General features: G+C 70.2%; 15 protein-coding genes. 9 read left to right on the forward strand and 6 right to left on the reverse strand.

Going from position 1 to position 16673, the window contains the following annotated elements; all coding sequences use genetic code 11:
- Positions 1 to 9: 9 nt before the first annotated feature.
- The 5 genes from HH311_RS17885 to HH311_RS17905 are packed head-to-tail and all read right to left on the reverse strand — an operon-like array spanning position 10 to position 3615.
- A complete protein-coding gene (locus tag HH311_RS17885) occupies positions 10 to 1197 on the reverse strand; it encodes a thiolase family protein (protein WP_169185039.1) in 1188 nt (395 codons plus the stop codon).
- Between the two features lie 8 nt (positions 1198 to 1205).
- Positions 1206 to 1658 (reverse strand): nuclear transport factor 2 family protein, encoded by a 453-nt coding sequence (locus HH311_RS17890; RefSeq protein WP_169185040.1) that lies wholly within the window; start codon positions 1656 to 1658, stop codon positions 1206 to 1208.
- A 20-nt stretch (positions 1659 to 1678) separates the two neighbouring features.
- The gene (locus tag HH311_RS17895) at positions 1679 to 1873 is read right to left on the reverse strand and encodes a ferredoxin (protein ID WP_169185041.1); all 195 of its coding nucleotides are present in this window, start codon (positions 1871 to 1873) and stop codon (positions 1679 to 1681) included.
- A 26-nt stretch (positions 1874 to 1899) separates the two neighbouring features.
- Complete coding sequence (locus HH311_RS17900; RefSeq protein ID WP_169185042.1) at positions 1900 to 3150, reverse strand: cytochrome P450; 1251 nt, start codon at positions 3148 to 3150, stop codon at positions 1900 to 1902.
- Between the two features lie 48 nt (positions 3151 to 3198).
- Positions 3199 to 3615: an SCP2 sterol-binding domain-containing protein gene (locus HH311_RS17905; RefSeq protein ID WP_211190425.1), complete on the reverse strand. Its 417-nt coding sequence runs from the start codon at positions 3613 to 3615 to the stop codon at positions 3199 to 3201.
- Positions 3616 to 3852: 237 nt separating this feature from the next.
- Between HH311_RS17905 and HH311_RS17910 the strand changes: the two genes are divergently transcribed.
- The 9 genes from HH311_RS17910 to HH311_RS33385 all read left to right on the forward strand — a co-directional run bounded on the left by HH311_RS17910 (position 3853) and on the right by HH311_RS33385 (position 15406).
- Positions 3853 to 5349, forward strand: coding sequence for a carotenoid oxygenase family protein (locus tag HH311_RS17910; RefSeq protein ID WP_169185043.1), 1497 nt, complete (start codon positions 3853 to 3855; stop codon positions 5347 to 5349).
- A 148-nt stretch (positions 5350 to 5497) separates the two neighbouring features.
- On the forward strand, positions 5498 to 6571 hold the full coding sequence (locus tag HH311_RS17915; protein WP_169185044.1) for an LLM class flavin-dependent oxidoreductase: 1074 nt from the start codon (positions 5498 to 5500) through the stop codon (positions 6569 to 6571).
- Positions 6568 to 7890, forward strand: a complete 1323-nt coding sequence (locus tag HH311_RS17920; protein WP_169185045.1) for an FAD-dependent oxidoreductase — start codon at positions 6568 to 6570, stop codon at positions 7888 to 7890. The genes HH311_RS17915 and HH311_RS17920 overlap by 4 nt, the downstream gene beginning before the upstream one ends.
- On the forward strand, positions 7890 to 8717 hold the full coding sequence (locus HH311_RS17925; protein ID WP_248292759.1) for an enoyl-CoA hydratase/isomerase family protein: 828 nt from the start codon (positions 7890 to 7892) through the stop codon (positions 8715 to 8717). Before HH311_RS17920 ends, HH311_RS17925 begins: the two co-directional genes overlap by 1 nt.
- A complete protein-coding gene (locus tag HH311_RS17930; RefSeq protein ID WP_169185047.1) occupies positions 8714 to 10531 on the forward strand; it encodes a long-chain fatty acid--CoA ligase in 1818 nt (605 codons plus the stop codon). Before HH311_RS17925 ends, HH311_RS17930 begins: the two co-directional genes overlap by 4 nt.
- Before the next feature lie 46 nt (positions 10532 to 10577).
- Positions 10578 to 12074 (forward strand): carotenoid oxygenase family protein, encoded by a 1497-nt coding sequence (locus tag HH311_RS17935; RefSeq protein WP_169185048.1) that lies wholly within the window; start codon positions 10578 to 10580, stop codon positions 12072 to 12074.
- Between the two features lie 20 nt (positions 12075 to 12094).
- Complete coding sequence (locus HH311_RS17940) at positions 12095 to 12871, forward strand: enoyl-CoA hydratase/isomerase family protein (protein WP_169185132.1); 777 nt, start codon at positions 12095 to 12097, stop codon at positions 12869 to 12871.
- 168 nt (positions 12872 to 13039) lie between these two features.
- A complete protein-coding gene (locus HH311_RS17945) occupies positions 13040 to 14239 on the forward strand; it encodes an acyl-CoA dehydrogenase family protein (RefSeq protein ID WP_211190426.1) in 1200 nt (399 codons plus the stop codon).
- Positions 14240 to 14245: 6 nt separating this feature from the next.
- Positions 14246 to 15406 carry an acyl-CoA dehydrogenase family protein gene (locus HH311_RS33385; RefSeq protein WP_169185049.1) on the forward strand — a complete coding sequence of 387 codons (1161 nt, stop codon included), beginning with the start codon at positions 14246 to 14248 and terminating at the stop codon, positions 15404 to 15406.
- Between the two features lie 61 nt (positions 15407 to 15467).
- On the opposite strand, the gene HH311_RS17955 is transcribed toward HH311_RS33385, so the two are convergent.
- Positions 15468 to 16634 (reverse strand): acyl-CoA dehydrogenase family protein, encoded by a 1167-nt coding sequence (locus HH311_RS17955; RefSeq protein ID WP_169185050.1) that lies wholly within the window; start codon positions 16632 to 16634, stop codon positions 15468 to 15470.
- Between the last annotated feature and the right edge of the window lie 39 nt (positions 16635 to 16673).

Genomic DNA, 16673 nt, shown 5'->3' on the forward strand with positions numbered 1-16673 from the left:
GCGGGCGGGCTAGAGCCGCTCGAGGATGGTCGCGTTCGCCATCCCGCCCGCCTCGCACATGGTCTGCAGCCCGTAGCGACCGCCGGTCTCCTCGAGCCCGTGCAGCATCGTCGTCATGAGGCGGGCACCGGAGGCACCGAGCGGGTGACCGAGGGCGATCGCCCCGCCCCGCGGGTTGAGCTTGGCGGGGTCGGCCCCGAAGTGGCCGGCCCACGCCAGGGGCACCGGCGCGAACGCCTCGTTCACCTCGTAGTGGTCGAGGTCGTTCACGGACAGCCCGCTGCGCTTGAACACCTTCTCCGTGGCCGGGATCGGCCCGGTGAGCATGGTGATGGGGTCGTCCGACGCCACCGCGAACGCGTGGAACCGGGCCCGGGGCCGAAGCCCGAGCTCGTTCGCCCGCTCCTCGCTCATGATGAGGATCGCGGCCGCACCGTCGGTGAGCTGAGATGAGTTCCCGGGCGTGACGTGCCAGCCCACCTCCGGGAACCGTGCCTCCATCTCCTCGGTGCGGAAGGCCGGCTTGAGACCGGCCAGCGACTCGGCGGTCGTCTGCGGACGGATCGTCTCGTCGGCGTCGACCACGGTGCCGTCGGGGGTGGTGACGGCCACGATCTCGCCGCTGAGGTCGGCCGCCGCCGCACGCTGGTGCGACTGCGCCGAGAACGCGTCGAGGGCGTCGCGATCGAACCCGAACTTGGCCGCGATCAGCTCGGCAGAGATGCCCTGGGGGACGAGGCCCGGAGCGTAACGATCGTTCACCGAGGGCCCGTACGGGTCCTGCCCGAGCCTTGAGGTGAACATGGGGATACGACTCATCGACTCGACCCCGGAGGCGACCACGACGTCGTAGGCGCCGGCGATGACGCCCTGGGCCGCGAAGTCGGCCGCCTGCTGGCTCGAGCCGCAGGCCCGGTGCACGGCCGTCGAGGGCACGCTCTCGGGCAGTCCTGCCGCGAGCCATCCCCAGCGTCCGACGGGGCCGGACTGCTCCCCGACCTGGCTGACGCATCCGGTGATGACGTCGTCGACGATCGCGGGGTCGATGTCGTTCCGCTCGAACAGGCGGGAGAAGACCTGCCCCAGCAGCTCGACGGGATGGATGCCGGACAGCGACCCGCCGGGCTTCCCGTCCTTCGGCGCCTTCCCCTTGCCCATTGGGGAGCGGACGGCATCGACGATCACGGCGTTGCGCATGGTTCTCCTCAGGCTCGGGAGGCCGCGACCTGCTCGGCGCAGGCGTGGGTGTCCCAGTAGAAGGCCCGCAGCTCGGTGACCTTGCCGTCGGCGAAGGTCCACATCTCCAGTGCCTCGTGCGGGATGGACTCCGACGCGCCGGGCGCGGTCCAGGTGAACTGCACGCGCGCCACGACCTTGTCCCCGTCGTCGATCATGTCGATCAGGGCGACCTCCCCCGGGCCACCGGCTCCGGGAGCGGTGGCCATCCCGGCGAACATCTTCCCCAGGCGCTTCGCCCCCTCGTGGGTGCCGCCGTAGGGGAGCGCGTCCGGGAACACCAGGCGCGCGTCGGGGTCGAAGTGGTCGTTCACGAGGGTGACGAGGGTGTCGGCCTCGCCCTTGCCGATGGCTTCGTAGAACTGCTGGACGATCCCCGACCCGCCACTGCGGGCGTTGTTGGCCGTCGTCGACTCGGGCACGCGGCCCCCTTCCTCGTTGGTCAGTCCTCGACGGTGATGGCCGCGACCGGGCAGAGGCGGGCCGCCATCACCACGTTCTCGCGCTGGTCCTCCGGCGGGCTGTCGTCGAGGAGGACCGCCACGTCGGAGTCGTCGTCGAGATCGAACACCTCCGGCGCGGCGAGGACGCACTCCCCGTGGGCCTCGCACAGCGATTCGTCCAATGTCACCTTCACGGTGGTTCCTCCCTGTCGCGGGCTGGTCAGGCCGGCTTGACCGTGACCGGCAACGAATAGACCCCCCGGGAGTACGCGTCGCGCACGTAGTCGATGTCGCCCGCCGGCTCGATGCTGCGGGTGCGCTGCATCAGCTCCTCGAGCAGGATCTTGATCTCCAGCGCGGCGACGTGCTTCCCCAGGCAGGTGTGTGGACCGCGCCCGAAGCTGACGTGCATGTTCGGGCTGCGGGAGAGGTCGAACGCGCGCGGGTTCTCGATGGCGCGCTCGTCGAAGTTCCCGGAGGCGAAGAGCATCGCCACGCGGTCACCCTCACGGATCGTCTTCCCGTGCATCTCGACGTCGCGGGTCGCCGTCCGCACCAGGTGGGTGAAGGGCGAGGCGATCCGCACGAATTCCTGGGCGACCGTGTCGGGCACGTCGGTGGCCCGCTCGCGCAGCCACGCCAGCTGCTCGGGGTTCCGCATCAGCTCGTGCATGCCGTGGCTGAGCGCGGTTCTGGTGCTCTCCGCGGCACCGCTGGCCAGCAGCGCGACGTTCCCCATCATCTCTTCCTCGGAGAGCGTCTCGTCGGCGGAGGCCTTGACGATCTGGGACATCACGTCCTCGCCCGGCTCGACCTTCCGCTTCTCCGCCAGCTCGGTCGCATAGACCATGAGCTCGCCGATCGCGATCATGACGTCGTCGAAGGACGGAGTGATCCTGGTGTCGAACGGGGCGGCGAACTGGTCGACCCAGTGGAAGAACTTGGCTCGATCCTCCGGCGGCACGCCGAGCACGTCGCCGAGCGCCTCCATCGGCATCGCGTGGGCGATCTCGTCGACGAAGTTGAAGGTGCCCTTCTCGATCGCCCGGTCCACCACCATGATGGCGTAGTCGCGGAACTTCTGCTCCAGGCGCCTGACCACCTTCGGCGTGAACCCACGGCTGATCACCCCGCGGTTGCGCTTGTGGTCCTGCCCCGACATGGAGAGCATGGCCGGACTCCCGCCCATCGTGGGGTCGACGGGGGTCACCTTCCAGAAGTTCACGTACCCGCGGTCGGTCGCGAACGTCTCCGTGTCGCGGTCGATGGTCCAGATGTCCTCGTTGCGACTGACGATCCAGAGCGCGTCGATCAGCGCCGGGTCGTCGAACTCCTGCCAGGAGCACGGCTCGTTGTCGCGGTACCACTGGTACGTGTCCAGCGGCAGCCCGTAGGTGTCCGGGTTGCCGTTCGCATAGGTCTCCACATCGAGCAGTCCGAGCTCGGGACGGGTTCCGGCATCGATGGTCATCGCGTTCTCCCTGGTTCCGGGCGGTGGTGGGGCGGCTCGGGACGGAGGTCAGGGCAGGAGATCTTCACGACCCGTGTCGGACAGGTGCTGCCGGTACTTGGCGAAGGCGGGTGACAGCGCGGGCAGCAGGCCCATCAGCTTGGTCACCGGCCCCGCGACCACGACCTTCTTGCGGGCGAGCGCGACCGGGAGGTTGAGCTTGCCGAGCCAGAACTTGTGCCCGTCGTCGGCCGACATCGTGAGGTCGACGTCCGCCGCCCGCGAGGTCGCCTCCTCCCCGACGTGCAGGACAGGCGGGTCCACGGTGCAGTCCAGGAGGAAGTTCGCCTCGGGCTCGGTGTAGTTCACCTTGAAGGAGGTGTTCGCCTTGGCGAACTTGGGCCCCAGCTCCGGGTCGGTGATGATCCCCTTGAGGTAGGGCTCCATGACCGCGTACTGCTCTTCGGTCGAGCTGAAGACCGTCACGCGCCGACTCCTTCGTCCGGGCCTCGGCGCCGCCGGCCGAGGTTCGAGCCAACTTCTGAACCTAGCTGTCTCAATATACGAACGACCCGACGACGCGTCAACGATCCGGTGGAGCCGGAGGGTGTGCACGACCGTCCGCGCCGCCGGCGCTCCTGGCGGGCCTCAGGAACGATCGTTTACATTGCGAGTGGGACCCGAGACGGCCCCGTCCATCGCCACGACCCCGAGGAGTCGACCATGGGGTATCCGCTGCCGCGGGACACCGCGTTGTCCGGTCCGTTCCAGCCGATGCGGTTCGAGGCCACGGTCGAGGAGTGCATCGTCAGCGAGGGTGAGATCCCCCGCGAGCTCTGCGGTGGCTTCTACCGGACCGGCCCGACCTGGAAGCGCCCGACCAGGCAGGGGCCCAACCCGTTGCTCTCCATGGACGGGATGATCCAGGGGCTGGTGCTCGACAACGGCCGCGCCGACTTCCGCAACCGCTGGGTCCGTACCCCGAAGTACCAGCTCGAGGCCCGCCACGGCGGCACCGGGCTCTTCGAGTGGACCGACGGCGGCTTCGGGGACTGGCGCGACTTCGCCTACGGCGACGTCACCCGCGACAAGCTCACCACCGGCGTCCCGCAGGGCACCGCCAACATCAACATCTTCCCCTTCGGCGACCAGATGGTCGTCTCCAGCGAGATCGGTGGCCCGCCGATCGGGATCGACCCGATCACCCTGGAGACCACCGGCGTCGTGCCGTGGTCGACCAAGCTCTCGCCGGGCATCCACGAACCGGCGTCCTTCGGCGACTGCGCCTTCACCGCCCACCCCAAGTGGGACCACGACACCGGCACCCTCTACGGCTGGACCTACCGCGACACCGCCCCCTACGTGACCCTGCACAAGGTCGAGACCGACGGCTCGGTCGACTCCCGCGAACTCTGGGACGCCCCCTACAACACCGTCGCCCACGACATCTGGCTGACCCCCCAGTGGATGGTCATGCCCTTCCAGCCCTTCCTCATCGACAAGGGCCGCCCGCTCAAGGGCCACGGCGTGTGGGAGTGGAACGAGGACCTGCCGATCGTCCTCGCGCTCATCCCCCGCGACGACATCCACGGCGACATCCGCTGGATCACCACCGACCTGCCCGCGCAGTACGTCATGCACACGATGTCGGCCAACGTGACCGACGGGAAGCTCACCCTCGACGCGCCGATCTTCAACCGGCCGCCGTTCCCGTTCGACCAGGACTTCACCGCCGGCGACGACGTCGCCCTGTTCTTCTCCATCGCCAAGAGCGAGCTCGGCCGCTGGACGATCGACCTCGAGACCGGCAAGGCCACCAGCGAACAGCTCTCCGACCGCCCCTCCGAGCTGCCCAAGGTCGACGAACGCTTCTACGGCAAGGGCTACCGCTGGGGCTACCAGGTCGGCGGGGTCATCAAGCGCAAGGGCATGTCGATGAACAGCCTCGTCGTCACCGACATGCACACCCTGGCCGACCAGGAATACGTCATCCGCACCGACCAACCCGCCGCCGTCCTCGAATCCACCTTCGCCCCCCGCAGCCCCGACTCCCCCGAAGGCGACGGCTACATCATCGTCCCGGTGTCCTGGTGGGCCGACAAAACCAGCGAATACCAAATCTTCGACACCTACGACATCACCGCCGGCCCCGTCGCCCGCATCGAACTCCCCTTCCGCATGGGCTGGACCCCCCACGGCCACTGGAAGGACTTCCGCTGAGCCACCACCCCCCGGCGTGACCGACCCGATCCGCCCGTCGTCTGGACATCGGCGGCACCGGCCATCACGATGACACTCGCTGCGGGTTTGAGAGTCACTGTCATTTCGGTCCCGTCAGCCGCATCCCCGGCAGCACACAGGAGTGAGCATGCGTCTCGGAGTGACCATCCCCAGCCGGACCGGCCCGATGGCCAACGTCGCCACCATGGCGGCACGCGCCGACGCCGCCGGCTTCGACGCCACGTGGGTGTACGAGGTCTACCGCAGCCCGTTCACGATGCTCGGGACCATCGCCCTGCAGACCGAGCAGGCCGCGCTCGGCACCGGGCTCGCAGCGGCCCTCCCCCGGAGCCCGTTCGAGACCGCCAACGCCGCCGCCGACATCGACGAGATGTCCGGCGGCCGGATGATCCTCGGCATCGGCACCGGGGTCCCCGAGTTCCTCCGCCGCTTCCACTCCACCGACACGAGCCACCCGCTCGGGCGGATGTCGGAGTACATCGAGGTGCTCCGGCGCTCGTTCGACTACCTCAACACCGGCGACGCCGAGAAGTTCGAGGGCAAGCACTACACCTTCGACCCGCTGCGGATGAACCCGTGGGGGGTGCGCGAGCTCCCCCGCCCGCAGATCCCGATCTACCTCGCCGCGATGGGCCCGAAGCTCCTCGAGCTCTGCGGTCGCAAGGCGGACGGGTGGCTCGGCTACTTCGCGACGCCGGAGTTCATGACGGAATCGGTGACGCCGAAGATCGCCGCGGGCGCGGAGAAGGCGGGCCGCGACCGATCCGACGTGGAGGTGACGGTCTTCAACATCTGCTGCGTGCACCCCGATCGTGACGTCGCCATGGCCCGGGCCCGCCGCCAGGTCGGCTTCTACGTGGTCCACCCGGTGAGCGACCCCGTGGTCGCGCTCCACGGGCTGACCGCGCAGGTAGACGAGCTGCGCTCCCGGATGCGCACCGAGGGGCTCGCCGCCTTCGAGCACACCGCCGACGAGCTCGTCGAGACCCTCAGCATCACCGGCACCCCCGAGGAGGTCCGCCAGAAGGCCGACCGCTTCCGCGGCGTCGTCGACCACCTCGCGCTGCACACCCCGTACGTCCCGCCGTTCACCCCCGAGGAGAGCGAGGACGCCTTCGACCAGATCGTCGCGGCCTTCGGCAACCCCACCGGCGCCGCCCGGTCCACTGCGGCGGCCGCCGTGACCGTGGGGGCACGGTGACGGGCGCGGGAGCCCGGGGCCGCACGGTCGTCGTCGTCGGAGGAGGCCTGTCCGGCCTGGCCTCGGCACACCGGCTGGCGGAGGCGGGCTACGAGGTGGTCGTCCTCGAACGGGCCGGCGGCGTCGGCGGGCTCGCCCGGACCGAGCAGAAGGGGCACTACCTCGTCGACATCGGGGCAGACCTGATCAACGGCTCGTTCACCCACTACCTGGGTCTCGCCCGGGAGGTCGGGCTCGAGGAGTGCATCGTGTCCGCGAGCCCGGCGGCCGACATCCTGCGGGGCGGCCGGGCGATCACGGTCGACCGCACGCGGCCGCTGTCCCTCGCCCGCAGCCCGATCCTCTCCGCCCGGGGCAAGGCCTCGGCCGCCGCCGGCCTGGCCCGGCTCTACCCGACGATGCGGAAGATCGACCCCTACGCGCTCACCGGCACGGCCGACGACTACGGCACCGCCCGGGAGTTCTGCGACCGCTACTTCGACGACGAGGTGACCGAGTGGGTCATCGACCCCATCGTGCGGGCGTTCGCCGGCACCGGGATCGACGGCACGAGCGGCCTGCTCGTCCTCTCCGCCCTCGCCGTCGGGACGAAGCCGGCGTTCGGCATCACCGGCGGCATGTCGGCGCTCCCGAACGCGCTCGCCAGGACCGTGGACGTCCGGTGCGGGATCGAGGTGACCAGCATCGACGACACCGACGAGGGCGTGCACGTGACCTACCGGGGTCCCTCCGGACCGGGCGAGATCGACGCCGACCTGTGTGTGCTCGCGGTCTCCTACCACGACGCGAGGTCGATGTGGCCGGTCCTCGAGGACACGGCCGGGGAGTTCGGCCGGAAGCTGCGCGACGTCCCGCTGATGAGCATCTCGCTGGGCTACGACGTCCCGTCGCCGACCAGGTCGTACGCGGTCCTCGTCCCCACCCGGGAGTCGTCCGACGCCCTGCTGGTGATGATGCAGCAGAACAAGGCCCCGGACCGGGCGCCGGCGGGGCACACCCTCGTCTCGCTCTTCACCGAGGCCAGAGCCACGACCCGGTTGATGAACCGGTCCGACGACGAGCTGATGGACTGGGCGGCCGAGTTCGTCGAGTCCTACTACCCGGGCCTGCGGGGGCGGCGGGACATGAGTTCGGTGCACCGCTGGCCGCGCACGGGCTACCTCCCCTTCCCCGGCTACTGGCAGGGGATCAAGGAAGTGCGCGCCGGCCTCCCCGCGGGCCACGTGCACACGACGAGCGCCCTCTTCGGATCCGGTGGCGTCGAGCGCGCCGTCCTCGGGGGCGAGCGCACCGCGCGGCGCATCGCGAAGGCCGCGTGATGGGGACCGACGGGACGGGCACCGACGTCGTCCGGGAGCAGCGCGGCGCGGTCGGCATCGTCCGGATCAACCGACCCGACCGCATGAACGCGGTGACCCCCCCGATGGGCGATCTCCTCGCCGACGCGTTCCGCGCGCTGGAGGCCGACCCGTCGGTCCGCGCCGTCGTCCTGACCGGGGAGGGACGTGCCTTCTGCTCCGGGGCCGACGTCAAGAGCGGCATCGAGGCGCCCGAGCGAGTGCTGCGCGACACCTGGAACCCGCTCATCGAGACGATGGTGTCGTTGCGGATCCCGATCATCGCCGCCCTGAACGGCGTCGCGGCCGGCGCCGGTGCCTCCCTCGCGCTGGCGAGCGACCTGCGGGTGGCCTCGCCGTCCGCGCGGCTGCAGTTGTCGTTCGTCAAGGTCGGGCTGCTCCCCGACACCGGGGCGACGTGGTTGCTGCCCCGACTGGTCGGGCTCGGACGGGCGAACGAGCTCGCCATGCTCGGCCGGGACCTCGGAGCCTCGGAGGCCCTGGCCTGGGGCCTGGTGAACCGGATCGGCGACGAACACGGAGCCCTCGATGCGGCGATCGAGCTCGCCGAGGAGCTCGCGGCCGTCTCGTCGAGCACTGACGCGATCAAGCACGCGCACCAGCGTGCCCTCGAGTGCACACTGACCGACCAGCTCGCCCACGAGGCCACCGAGCAGGGCCGCCTGCAGCGCCTGCCCGACTTCGACGAGGCCATGTCCGCCTTCGCGGACAAGCGGCCACCCGCCTTCCCTCCCCGCAGCGTCCCGGTGCCCGCGGGGTTCCCGACCCGAGACGAGGCCCCCCGATGACGACACCGGTGACGGACTCGGTGACCCCCCGAGGGTCGTCCCCCGACGCCGGCGACGAGCCGGTGGACGCGGACACCGTCTGCGAGGCGTTCCGGCGCGTGGTGGTGCGCTGTCCCGACGGGATCGCGCTGCGCACCGGGGACGACTCGGTGCGCTACACGTGGGCCGAGTTCGACCTCCGCATGCGCTCGGTGGCCGCGGGCCTGGCTGCGCTCGGTCTCGGTCACGGGGACACCCTGGGCATGCTCCTGCCCAACCTCCCCGAGGTCCACCTCGTGGACTTCGCGGCCGTCCACCTCGGCGCGGTGCCCTTCGCGATCTTCAACAGTTCGTCGGCCGAGCAGATCGCCGAGCAGCTGACCATCGCCGATTGCCGCGTCGTGGTGACCGGCCGGTCGTTCCTCCCGACCGTGCGGGACGCGGTGATGCGTCTCGACCACTCCGTCGACCACCTCGTCACCATCGACGGCGGGGCGGACGAGCTGACCCTCGCCGATGTCGAGTCCCGTGCCGACCCCGACTTCGACCTCGACGCCCGCTCGCGGCTGGTCGGCGCCGAGGACCTCGTCACGATGATCTTCACCTCGGGCACGACCGGTCCGCCGAAGGCCGCGCAGTGGTCCCACCGGACCGTGATGGCCCAGCAGCGCGCACTCGACGCGGCCCTTCCCCTGCCCTCCCAGGGGATCCTGTCGTTCCTGCCGATGGCCCACGCCGGCGGCCGGATCACCTCGCACTACATGGCGCTGCCCTATGGCGCCACCATCACGACCTGCCCGGACATGCGGGAGGTCCCCACGTACCTCGGCCAGGTCCACCCCGACGCCTTCTTCTCGGTACCGCGGCTGTGGGAGAAGCTCCAGGTCGCGCTCGAGGGCATGATCGACAAGGCCGACCTGCGGTCGGCGCTCGAGACCAACCTCCACAAGGTCCGTGCCGACGACGGTGGTTCCGACGTCCCGGCCGGCGAGGCGGACGCGCTGGGCGAGGTGTTCGCAGCGAACCTCGACGCCTTCCGGCCCCTGGTCGCCCGTCTCGGTCTGGACCGCATCAAGGCGGCTTTCGTCGGCGGTGCCCCGTGCGCCGGTGAGGTCATCCAGTTCTTCCGCGCGGTCGGGGTCCCGCTGCTGGAGGCCTACGGCTCGACCGAGACGTCGCTGAACGTCTTCAACCGCGTCGAGGACTTCAAGTCCGGCACGGCGGGCCGCCCCCTCCCCGGCGTGGAGGTGCGCCTGCTCGACGACGGCGAGCTGCTGTGCCGGGCTCCGCTCAACATGGTCGGGTACCGCAAGGATCCCGAGAAGACCGCCGAGACCCTCGACGACGAGGGCTGGCTGCACACCGGCGACATCGCCGTGATCGACGACGAGGGATACGTCTCCATCGTCGACCGGAAGAAGGAGCTCATCATCAACGCGGCCGGCAAGAACATGTCGCCGGCCAACATCGAATCGGCGATCAAGGGAGAGAGCTCGCTGATCGGCCAGATCGTCACCATCGGCGACGGCCGTCGCTACAACACCGCTCTCATCACCCTCGACCCCGAAGCTGCTCCGCAGTACGCGGAGCGCCTCGGTCTCACCGTCGCCGAGTTCTCCGAGCTCGCCGCCCACCCTCGCATGCACGAGGAGATCGACCGGGCCGTCCAGCGCGGCAACGCCCGGCTCAACAGCAACGAGCAGATCAAGAAGTACCGCATCCTCCCCGACGTCTGGCAGCCCGACAGCGACGAGCTCACCCCCACCGCGAAGCTCAAGCGCCGTCCCATCGCCGCCAAGTACGCGAGCCAGATCGAGGAGCTCTACGCCGAGTGAGGACGACGCCGTCCTTCCTGCCGTCCCTGTGCACGAGGAGTCGATGATGGGGTTCCCCCTTCCCACGGGAGCTGCGCTGTCCGGTCCGTTCCAGCCGATGCGGTTCGAGGCCACGGTCGAGGAGTGCATCGTCAGCGAGGGTGAGATCCCCCGCGAGCTCTGCGGTGGCTTCTACCGGACCGGCCCGACCTGGAAGCGCCCCACCAAGCAGGGCACGACGGCCGTCCCGAGCATGGACGGGATGATCCAGGGGCTGGTGCTCGACAACGGCCGCGCCGACTTCCGCAACCGCTGGGTCCGTACCCCGAAGTACCAGCTCGAGGCCCGCCACGGCGGCACCGGGCTCTTCGAGTGGACCGACGGCGGCTTCGGGGACTGGCGCGACTTCGCCTACGGCGACGTCACCCGCGACAAGCTCACCACCGGCGTCCCGCAGGGCACCGCCAACATCAACATCTTCCCCTTCGGCGACCAGATGGTCGTCTCCAGCGAGATCGGTGGCCCGCCGATCGGGATCGACCCGATCACCCTGGAGACCACCGGCGTCGTGCCGTGGTCGACCAAGCTCTCGCCGGGCATCCACGAACCGGCGTCCTTCGGCGACTGCGCCTTCACCGCCCACCCCAAGTGGGACCACGACACCGGCACCCTCTACGGCTGGACCTACCGCGACACCGCCCCCTACGTGACCCTGCACAAGGTCGAGACCGACGGCTCGGTCGACTCCCGCGAACTCTGGGACGCCCCCTACAACACCGTCGCCCACGACATCTGGCTGACCCCCCAGTGGATGGTCATGCCCTTCCAGCCCTTCCTCATCGACAAGGGCCGCCCGCTCAAGGGCCACGGCGTGTGGGAGTGGAACGAGGACCTGCCGATCGTCCTCGCGCTCATCCCCCGCGACGACATCCACGGCGACATCCGCTGGATCACCACCGACCTGCCCGCGCAGTACGTCATGCACACGATGTCGGCCAACGTGACCGACGGGAAGCTCACCCTCGACGCGCCGATCTTCAACCGGCCGCCGTTCCCGTTCGACCAGGACTTCACCGCCGGCGACGACGTCGCCCTGTTCTTCTCCATCGCCAAGAGCGAGCTCGGCCGCTGGACGATCGACCTCGAGACCGGCAAGGCCACCAGCGAACAGCTCTCCGACCGCCCCTCCGAGCTGCCCAAGGTCGACGAACGCTTCTACGGCAAGGGCTACCGCTGGGGCTACCAGGTCGGCGGGGTCATCAAGCGCAAGGGCATGTCGATGAACAGCCTCGTCGTCACCGACATGCACACCCTGGCCGACCAGGAATACGTCATCCGCACCGACCAACCCGCCGCCGTCCTCGAATCCACCTTCGCCCCCCGCAGCCCCGACTCCCCCGAAGGCGACGGCTACATCATCGTCCCGGTGTCCTGGTGGGCCGACAAAACCAGCGAATACCAAATCTTCGACACCTACGACATCACCGCCGGCCCCGTCGCCCGCATCGAACTCCCCTTCCGCATGGGCTGGACCCCCCACGGCCACTGGAAGGACTTCCGCTGAACACCGACGGCGCCCACGCCCTGGCGCTCTCCCGCCCCTCGCCGGGCGTCGCCGAGATCGCCCTGACCCGACCCGAGCTGCTCAACCGGTTCGACGCCGAGTTGCACGCGGCGATCATCCCGGTGCTGCGGGACCTGGCGGGCGATCCCGAGGTCCGGGCCGTCGTGCTCTCGTCCACGGGCCGGGCGTTCTCGGCCGGGGGCGACTTCGCGTTAATGACGGAGGCCCACGGCGACCCCGCGGTCCGGCGGGCCCTGGTCGACGACGCCCGGCACCTGGTCGACGCCTTCCTCGACCTGCCGCAGCCGGTGGTAGCCGGCGTCCAGGGACCCGCGGTCGGCCTCGGAGCCACGGTGGCGCTCCTCTGTGACGCCGTCGTCGCCGCACGGAGCGCCAGTCTGTCCGACACGCACGTGACCGTCGGGCTCGTCGCCGGGGACGGCGGGTGCCTGGTGTGGCCGGCAGCCGCCGGGATGCTGCGGGCACGGCGGCACCTGCTCACCGGCGATCCGCTCGACGCCGAGACGGCCCTGACGCTGGGCCTGGTCACCGACCTGGTGGACACCGCCGACGAGGCGGCGCCCGCCGCGCGCGGTCTCGCGGCGCGGATCGCCGCGCTGTCACCCCTGGCCGTCCAGGGGACGAAGCGCGTCCTCAACCGCGTCACCGCGCAGCGTGCCGGCGAGGTCCTCGACCTGTCGCTGGCCCACGAGGAGCGGACCCTCGCCTCGGACGACCTGCTCGAGGGCATCAGCGCGTTCCGCGAGAAGCGGCCTCCCACCTTCCACGGGCGTTGACCACCCCGCGCGTCGACCGGCTCGGCCAGGGAGCACACCCACCCGCCGGTCCGGCCACAGCTGTCGCCGTATATTGACATTGGCTATCCCAAAATTCTACTGTCGGGGAGCACGCCGGGCGTGAGATCGGCCGGTCGTCGTTCGCCACCCTCGTCGGACGGAGTCGCCGTGAGTGTTGTCGGTCCTGATCAGCTGGCGGCGGGGTTCTCGCTGACTCCCGACCAGCTCGATCTCCAGCAGCGAGCCCTGGCCGTGGGACGGGAGCTGCGCGAGGACGGCGCCGAATGGGACCGCGTGGACCTCGCTCCCTACCGCCAGGTCTGCGAGCGCATGCGCGAGGCCGGCCTGCTGGGCATCACGATGCCCACCGAGTACGGCGGGCGCGGCGAGACCGCGCTGGACTACGTCGTCGCGGTCTCGTCGCTCATCCGCACGGCCCAGACCTGGATCGCGCCCGAGCCGTTGTTCTGCACCACCGGCCCCGGGGTGTCGATGATCCTGCTCGGTGACGAGCCGGTCCGGCGCAAGTACCTTCCCGAGATCGTCGCCGGTCACCTCGGATGCGCGATCGCGCTCACGGAGCCGAACCACGGGTCCGACCTGACCTACCTCGAGACGACGGCGCACCGCGACGGCGACCACTACGTGATCAACGGCTCCAAGTCCTACATCACCGGGTCCGGGGTCAACGAGCTCTACGCCACCTTCGTGCGCTTCGACGACATCCCCGGCGGCCGCGGTGTCGGCGCCCTCGTCGTCGAGGCCGACACCCCCGGCTTCACGACGACGAAGGGGCCCGAGTTCATCGGCGACCGGGGCATCCCGCACGGCGACCTGCACTTCGACGATGTGCGCGTCCCGGCGGAGAACCTCATCGTGGGCGCCGGCCAGTTCGCCCGCCTGATGTCGGCGTTCAACATGGAACGGCTCCACAACGCCTCGCTGTGTCTCGGGCTCGCCGAGGCGGCCTACGACGAGGCCGCGACGTTCGTCCAGAACCGCCAGAGCTTCGGTCGGGACATCATCGAGTTCCAGTCGGTCTACCACTCGCTCGCCGAGATGTGGGTCAAGATCGAGGCGCAGCGCCTGCTCGCCTACCGGGCCGGTGCCTCTGCCGAGGGCGGCCGGTTCCCGCAAGCGCACGACGTCACCGTGGCCAAGCTGCACGGCAGCAAGATCATGACCGAGGTGACCATGGCGAGCCTCGAGCTCCACGGCGGCTACGGCGTCACCACCGACTACCCGATCCAGCGCATCCACCGGGACGCGATCACCAGCGTCGTCGCCGGAGGCGCTCCCGCGGTCCTCAAGAACAGCATCGCCGCGATGCTCTTCCCCGACCGCCGGTTCCCGCAGACGAAGGGGTGAGACTCCGTGGCAGCGACCGAGGAGCAGGAGGACTTCCGCAAGGCCGTCCGTGCCTTCTGCGGTGACCGCGTCGGCACGGCGGAACAGCGCGCCGACCTGACCCGGGGCGGCATCGAGCCGCACAACCCGGACGTCTACGCCGAGATGGCGGACGCCGGCTGGGTCGGCGTCGGCATCCCCGAGGAGTACGGCGGCAGCGGCGGCACGCTCGTCGACAAGATGGTCCTCTTCGAGGAGGTCAACCGGGGCATGGCGCCCGTGTCGGCTCTCGGGCCCTCGCACATCATCGCCGGTATCTACGGGAAGTTCGGCACCGAGGAACAGAAGAAGACGGTGCTCGGGGCGATCTCCTCGGGCCGGGTCGTCTCAATCAGCATCTCGGAGCCCGAGGCCGGCTCGGACGTCGCCAACGTGTCGTGCCGCGCCGAGCACGTCGACGGCGGTTTCCGGATCAACGGGCAGAAGACCTGGTGCACGGCCGCCCACCACGCCGACCGCATCCTCGTGGTCACCCGCACCGGCGAGCGCGGCCGGGGGCACCGGGGTCTGACCCTGATCGAGGTCCCCGCCGACGCCGAGGGGCTCGAGATTCGGGGTATCCCCACGCTCGCCGGGCGCGAGGTCAACGACCTCTACTTCACCGACGTCGTCGTCGGTGAGGAGAACGTCGTGGGCACCGTGGACGACGCGTGGGCACAGATCATGGCCGGCCTGGACGAGGAACGCCTCCTCTGCGCGGCCCAGGGTCTCGGGATCGCGCAGCGCGCCTTCGAGGACACGCTCGCCTACGTCACCGAGCGGAAGCAGTTCGGGCGGCCGATCGGGTCGTTCCAGGCGCTGCGTCACCGGCTCGCCGACGTCGCGACGGAGATCGAGGCCTCCCGGTTCATGACCTACGAGGTGGCCGAGCGCCTCACGGCCGGGGATCTCTCGACCACCGAGCGCAGCCGGCTCGCGTCGATGGCCAAGGTCAAGACGAGCGAGGTCGCGCGGCACGCGGCGCTCGAGGGGATGCAGATGATGGGCGGCTACGGCTACTCGACCGAGTTCGACATGGAGCGCCACCTGCGCGCCGCGCTCATCCTGCCGATCTTCGCCGGCACCAACGAGATCCAGCGCGACATCATCGCCCGCGCGTACGGGCTCAAGGAGCCGAAGCCGGCCTGACACCGCCACGCCCGGGGCAGCCCCCGTCGCCGCCGGGCGGCGACGGGGGCTCCCCGCCGGGTCAGCGGCGCTGGTCGAAGCGTCGCTTGAGGTACTCCGAGGCGATCCGGGTGCGCTGCATGCTCGGCGTGCCGCCCGCGATCGCCCAGCCGTGAGCGTCGCGGTGCATCCGCTCGACCTCGTACTCGTCGGAGTACCCGTAACCGCCGTGCAGCTGCATGGCCATGTCCGTGACGCGCTTGGCCATCTCGTTGGCGTAGCACTTGGCCGTGGAGGCCTCGAGCGGGTCGGGCGCCCCGTCACCGGCGTTCTCCGCGGCCCGCCGGATCAGCAGGCGCGCCGCCTCGACCTGCACGACCATGTCGGCGAGGTTGGCCTGCACGGTCTGGAACTCGATGATGTCCTTGCCGAACTGCTTGCGCTCCTGCACGTAGGCCGCGGTGCGGTCGAGCGCCGCCTGCCCGAGCGCGAGGGACATCGTGCTGTTCCCGAGCCGCTCGATGGAGAAGGCGGTGAAGAGCTTGTTGAAGCCGCCCTCGGGGACGACGAGGTTCTCGACCGGCACCCGGACGTCGTCGAAGAACATGTCGGCCGACCCGACGCCGCGGTGGCCCATCAGGCGCTCCTGCGGGCCGAAGGTGAACCCCGGGGTGCCCTTGTCGACGAGGACCGCACCCATCCCCTTGCCGCCGGGAGCGGAGCCGAGCCTGACGTACACGAGGTACTGCTCGGCGTGGCCGGCGCCCGAGCTCCAGCGCTTCGAGCCGTTGATCACGATCTCGTCGCCCTCGATCCGGCCGGTGGTCGAGACGTCGGTGGCCGCCGACCCGGCGTCGGGCTCGGAGATCGCGATGGCGATCGTGACCTCGCCCCGGGCGACCGGGGGCAGGAACTGCTTGCGCTGGGCATCGGTGCCGAACAGGTGCACGACGCGGGCGGGTCCGGTCGAGGCCTCGAACACCGAGAACGCCGCGAGCGGATTGGCCTTCGCCAGCTCCTCGATGACGATGAGGGCGTCGTAGAGCGGACGCCCCCCACCGCCGTACTCCTCGGGCAGCGGGAGGGCCAGGAGACCGAGGTCGGCCAGCCGCTTGCGCTCCAGCTCGGGGAAGGGCGTGCGGTCGCGATCCCACTCGAGGGCCTTCGGGGCGTAGACCTCCCGGGCCACCTGGGCGGCGAGATCGCGCAGGTCCCGCTGCTCCTCGGTCAGTTCGAACACCGTCGTCATCTCCTCGGATCGGGCCTGTCCGCACCCGCGTTGACGCGT

The organism is Actinomycetospora sp. TBRC 11914, assembly GCF_012933465.1.
Taxonomy (GTDB): Bacteria; Actinomycetota; Actinomycetes; order Mycobacteriales; family Pseudonocardiaceae; genus Actinomycetospora.

Bases quoted from the DNA above. Each gene is read 5' to 3' on its own strand.
- HH311_RS17885 (WP_169185039.1), bottom strand. From the start codon at position 1,197: ATGCGCAACGCCGTGATCGTCGATGCCGTCCGCTCCCCAATGGGCAAG.
- HH311_RS17900 (WP_169185042.1), bottom strand. From the start codon at position 3,150: ATGACCATCGATGCCGGAACCCGTCCCGAGCTCGGACTGCTCGATGTG.
- HH311_RS17910 (WP_169185043.1), top strand. From the start codon at position 3,853: ATGGGGTATCCGCTGCCGCGGGACACCGCGTTGTCCGGTCCGTTCCAG.
- HH311_RS17915 (WP_169185044.1), top strand. From the start codon at position 5,498: ATGCGTCTCGGAGTGACCATCCCCAGCCGGACCGGCCCGATGGCCAAC.
- HH311_RS17925 (WP_248292759.1), top strand. From the start codon at position 7,890: ATGGGGACCGACGGGACGGGCACCGACGTCGTCCGGGAGCAGCGCGGC.
- HH311_RS17930 (WP_169185047.1), top strand. From the start codon at position 8,714: ATGACGACACCGGTGACGGACTCGGTGACCCCCCGAGGGTCGTCCCCC.
- HH311_RS17935 (WP_169185048.1), top strand. From the start codon at position 10,578: ATGGGGTTCCCCCTTCCCACGGGAGCTGCGCTGTCCGGTCCGTTCCAG.
- HH311_RS17955 (WP_169185050.1), bottom strand. From the start codon at position 16,634: ATGACGACGGTGTTCGAACTGACCGAGGAGCAGCGGGACCTGCGCGAT.